We start from the raw sequence: 4977 nt of genomic DNA, 5'->3' as shown, positions 1-4977 counted from the left end.
AAAATGGCTTTCCGGTTAAAAACACGACAAAAACTGCATTTTCATACTTAAACCTACGCACGACCGCCGCATCAAAGGGATAGTTCGTTCTGACATTCATGGTTGGGCGCTCTCAGAAGAGGCGATTCAATCTCCTAACCATGAACGAAAAATGGCTGCTACAGAACCGCCACCTGCCTCAGCACACCATGGCGGAGATAGACCACACTGCTGAAGACGACGTAATCGACGCGTTGCCACTCAGCGCATAACAGGCCCATTACCGGACCGGAAGGCAGTAAGTGAATTTACACCACCTTGACAGACTCGATCACCGTTGGCGGAATGTAATCCGACGCCGTCGAAACCCGCAGTTTTCGCATTCTCAGCGGCGATTCGATAAAGTTCTAATATCTTTCAATTCTGCGGTAGTCAGCTCGCGTGGCGCGCTAGGTGCCGTCAATATTCCGGCCCCGGGCGAGGTTTCAATAAACACCCTGACGTTATCAGCTGCAACGGGTGGCTGCCTGCCCGGCTGAAGTTCATTATGCAAAACGCACCCCACATGCCAGAGCTGGCAGAAAATCGTGCCGCCTTCCTGATGTACCGGTTCAGTCACTTTTTTCCAGCCGGCAATCTGCGCTGCGCTGCGGATACACATAGGGTCCACGAATATCCCTGGCAGCGCGGTTCAATTTGCGTACCTTCCGTCACCATAAACCCTGCGCTGGATCGCTGGCGGTTCATTCCGGATCCTCCGCCTATACGACCATTTACTTGCGGACCGCGCGGACCGAAAAGGAAAGTCCGCCCCTACAACAGTCCTATTCCTGAAAGTGTAGTGGTCGATCATTTTTTTCGATCGGCCCGTTGGCAAAGATTATACTTCCAGTGCTTCTGCTTCCGGGCGCTTGAGCACCGCGTAAGCTAGGCCAGCAATCAGCGTACCGACGATAATGGCCGCGAGGTAGCCCAGCACCGGGGTAATCGCGCTTGGGATCAGCAGTACAAACAGACCGCCGTGTGGCGCCATCAGTTTGGCACCAATCGCCATCGACATCGCACCCGTTACCGCACCACCGATGATGCAGCAAGGCAGAACGCGCATCGGGTCACGCGCCGCAAACGGAATCGCACCTTCAGAAATAAAGCACAGTCCCAGTACCAGAGCCGCTTTGCCGCCTTCCTGCTGACTCTTGTTGAACTTCTTACGCGCAACCAGCGGCGCCAGCCCCATCGCCAGCGGTGGAACCATACCGGCGGCCATAATCGCTGCCATAGGTGCGTAGGTTTGCGAGCTTAGCAGCCCAACGCCGAACGCATAGGCCACTTTGTTCACCGGGCCGCCCATATCGGTACACATCATGCCGCCGAGAATCGCACCCAGCACTACCGCGTTGGCGGTACCTAGGTTCGCCAGCCACGCGGTCAAACCGGACATAATGCCCGCAACCCGCGTGCCCACGACGTAGATCATCAGCAGACCGGTGATCAGACTGGCAACCAGCGGAATGATCAGGATCGGCTTCAGCGCTTCCATACTGGTCGGCAGTTTCACCTTCAAGCTGAGGAGCTTCGCGGCATAGCCGGCAATGAAACCGGCGATAATACCGCCAAGGAAGCCGGCGTTAATGCTGGTGGCGATCATCCCGCCAATCAGACCCGGGGTCAGACCCGGACGGTCGGCAATCGAGAAGGCAATAAAGCCTGCCAGCACGGGCACCATCAGGACGAAGGCACTGCCGCCACCGATCTGCATCAGCGCCGCAGCCAGCGTACCCTGCTCTTTAAACGCGGTAATACCAAGGGCAAACGAAAGCGCGATGCTCAGACCACCTGCGACCACCATCGGCAGCATGTAGGAGACGCCGGTCAGCAGGTGACGATAGGCACCGGCCTTCTTTTTCTTATCTCCCGTAGCAGAAAAGTGACCGCCCTGCGGCTCGTAAGGCTTGGCTTCTGCCACGGCTTTATCCAGTTCCTGTGCGGTTTTCTTTAGCGTAAGTCCTGTAGAGGTGCGGTACATCGGCTTACCTGCAAACTTTGCCAAGTCCACTTCGATATCTGCCGCCACGATCACTAGGTCAGCCTCTGCCACTTCTTCAGCAGTGATTGCGTTACCCGCGCCCACTGAACCACGGGTTTCAACCTTCACCCACCAGCCGCGCTTTTTCGCTTCGGTGTTGATGGCTTCCGCAGCCATAAAGGTGTGCGCCACGCCGGTCGGGCAAGCGGTGACGGCCACGATGCGTTTTAGCCCTTTGCTGACGGCAGCAGCAGGTGCTGCTGCCGCGCTCACCACTGGAGCCGTGTACGGCTGGGCGTCAGTCTGCGCTTTCGCTAGCACTTGTGCAGGCTCGCGCAGCAGCTGCGCGATATCTGCCAGATAGATGGCTTTACCGTTCAGTGTGCTGTCCGCCGGAATATTTTTACCTACAACAATAACTTGGTCCGCTTCTGCGGGGTTATCCGTCAGCGTCAGACCGGCTTTTTCAGCAGCCGCAGTAGTGATGTTTTTTGCCAGATAGCCCGTTGCCAGTCCCAGCGAAGAATCAATTATCAGCAGCGTTTTCATTAGGTTTCTCCTGCTGTTAGTTGTAAGGTTGTAGGTCGACACGCGCCATCATCGCGGCCAACTGGGTACGATCGGTAACGCCCACATTGCTCTGACTGACGGCCATCGCCGCCACTGCCGTTGCAAGACGCAGTGTGTGCTCGCTGGATTCGCGCATCAGCAGGCCGTAGATCAGCCCGCCAACCATTGAATCACCGGCACCCACGGTGCTTACAACTTCACAGGCAGGTGGTTTTGCAATCCATTCGCCTGAAGCATTCACCCAAAGCGCCCCTTCGGCACCGAGAGAGATCACCACGTGTGCGATACTCCGCTCACGCAGCGCATGTGCTGCTTCAATCACATCTTGTAATGTCGGGAGTTTGCGCCCGGCCCAGATTTCCAGCTCGCGGCGATTAGGCTTAATCAGCCACGGCGCAGCTTTCAGGCCAGCGACTAGCGCCTCACGGCTGCTGTCAAAAATGATGCACGGGCAGTGGGTGCGCAGCTGCGTCATCCACTCGGTGAACGCATCCGGATCGACGCCTTCTGGCAGACTGCCGCTGACACAGACCATGTCGAACTGACCCAGCCAAGTCAGCGAGTCGGCGGTGAAGCAGTCCCAGTCCTGAACGGTGACTTCAGAACCGGAGAAGTTCAGGTCGGTCACGTCGCCGTCTTTTTCAGTCAGCTTGACGTTGATACGCGTGCACCCTTCCACCACCTGAAAGCGGTTGGCGATGCCAAGGTCGTTAAACAGGTGCTGGAAGCCGTCCTGATTCTCTTTGCCGAGGAAGCCGCCAACGGTGACGTCGATGCCAAGATCCTTCAGCACTTTGGCTACGTTGATGCCCTTGCCTGCCGCGTGCAGCCCGGTGGTTTTTACTAGGTTGACTTCACCGCGTTCAACTTCCGGCACGTACCCTACTAGGTCATAGGCCGGGTTGAGGGTGATGGTCGCTACGCGTCTGCTCATGCTGCCCCCTCACCTAGGCCGGAAGCGATAGCAGCACCAATTGCATCCAGCGCGGCGCGGGCATCTTCACCGCTGGCGGTAAAGCGCAGGCGGTGGCCTTTTTTTACGCCCAGCGCCACAACTTTCATCAGGCTGCGGCTGTTAGCGGGCTTGCCGCTGCCGTCGAGGTTAGTCACGGTGACATCACAGTTGAACTGCTTGATCACGCCGACCAGCGTGGTGCTCGGACGGGCATGCAGGCCATGTTCATTCCGAATGCTGAACTCTTCGGTCAGCACGTCTGCCTGCCCGGAAACTTCGCTGGTCAACAGCGCGAGGATCCCGGCGGCATCGGCGCTTAACAGGCAATCGGCTTTCTGCTGGATCAGCAGGTCGCTTAAATAGTTCAGTACGGTTAACGACTGGTCATCGGCGACGGATACGGTGATCAGCAGTTGTGCAGTTTCACCATTAACATCAAACGGGGCCGCAGCGCGGCAAATCGCCACGGCGCTGGCGAGGTTACCGCTGGTGCTGTCGCTCAGCCAGACGCCCTGCCCGAGGTTCAGCGGCTTACCGGCAATCACGCAGGTCAAGAATGAGGCATCAACCGCGCCCGCCTGCTGTAAACGCCCGGCGTTCAGCGCCTGCAGGGTCATCAGATCGCAGGTCGCAACATCGGTGGCAATCAGCGAGGTATCAAATTTGAATTCGGCGGCCAGCTTCTCACCCATCAGGATGCTGCGAAAAGTCTCGGTGGAGTCGACCGTTTTCAGCTGTTCCGTTACGCTGTCATCGCTCAGTACGTGCATCAGCTGGCGCAGCAGCGCTAGGTGCTCGTCAGACTTCGCCGCAATGCCGATCACCACATAGGCGATCTGATCGTCACCCCAAGCAATGCCCTGCGGGAACTGGAATACCTGCACGCCGGTTTTCAGCACCAAGTCGCGGGTATCGGTGGTACCGTGCGGAATAGCGATGCCGTTACCCAGATAGGTAGAGGTCTGCTGTTCACGCGCCAGCATGCCGTTTACGTAGCCTTCGCCCACGTTACCTGCTGCGGTCAGCGCGGCAGCAACCTGACAAATGGCATTTTGTTTGTCACCAGCCGGGGCACCAAGCTTGATGGCGTTGAGTTCTAACTGGAACATGGTTCTCCTCGCTGCTGCATTTGAATCGTTTCATCTAATTTGACAAAAAAGCGCCATCACCCGGATAACAGCCTAAAGCGAAAACGCTGAAACGTTTCAAGGAGTTTGGTCCCGTTCGCGGATTCGTTGCAAATTTTACTGTGAACGGCGTAGCAGATTTTTGATGTCCCGCACATTTCATCAAGGTTTTTCGGAAAAAAGCGCCCCCTAACTCAAATAGCTGAAAGCCTGCTGAAGCCAGACGGCAAAGGGCTTTATTGTGCAAAAAAGGGCACTGTTGCAAAGATATTGATGAGTTAGCCTTTCGTGTTATTGAAAGGTCTTATTTTTCAAAGACT

At 56.5% G+C, this 4977-nt stretch carries 3 protein-coding genes and 1 pseudogene; all 4 read right to left on the bottom strand.

From position 1 onward, the window contains the following. Positions 1-264: 264 nt before the first annotated feature. Positions 265-726: pseudogene (locus tag BBW68_RS11510) on the bottom strand (oxidoreductase); the annotation flags it as partial. Positions 727-859: 133 nt separating this feature from the next. After that, positions 860-2554 carry a PTS fructose transporter subunit IIBC gene (gene fruA / locus BBW68_RS11505; protein WP_070135471.1) on the bottom strand — a complete coding sequence of 565 codons (1695 nt, stop codon included), beginning with the start codon at positions 2552-2554 and terminating at the stop codon, positions 860-862. A 16-nt stretch (positions 2555-2570) separates the two neighbouring features. Beyond that, positions 2571-3509 carry a 1-phosphofructokinase gene (fruK, locus tag BBW68_RS11500; protein ID WP_070135470.1) on the bottom strand — a complete coding sequence of 313 codons (939 nt, stop codon included), beginning with the start codon at positions 3507-3509 and terminating at the stop codon, positions 2571-2573. Then, complete coding sequence (gene fruB, locus BBW68_RS11495) at positions 3506-4639, bottom strand: fused PTS fructose transporter subunit IIA/HPr protein (RefSeq protein ID WP_070135469.1); 1134 nt, start codon at positions 4637-4639, stop codon at positions 3506-3508. Before fruB ends, fruK begins: the two co-directional genes overlap by 4 nt. Between the last annotated feature and the right edge of the window lie 338 nt (positions 4640-4977).

The organism is Candidatus Erwinia dacicola (genome assembly GCF_001756855.1).
Lineage (GTDB): Bacteria > Pseudomonadota > Gammaproteobacteria > Enterobacterales > Enterobacteriaceae > Erwinia > Erwinia dacicola.
This window is presented reverse-complemented; position numbering and strand designations above follow the sequence as displayed.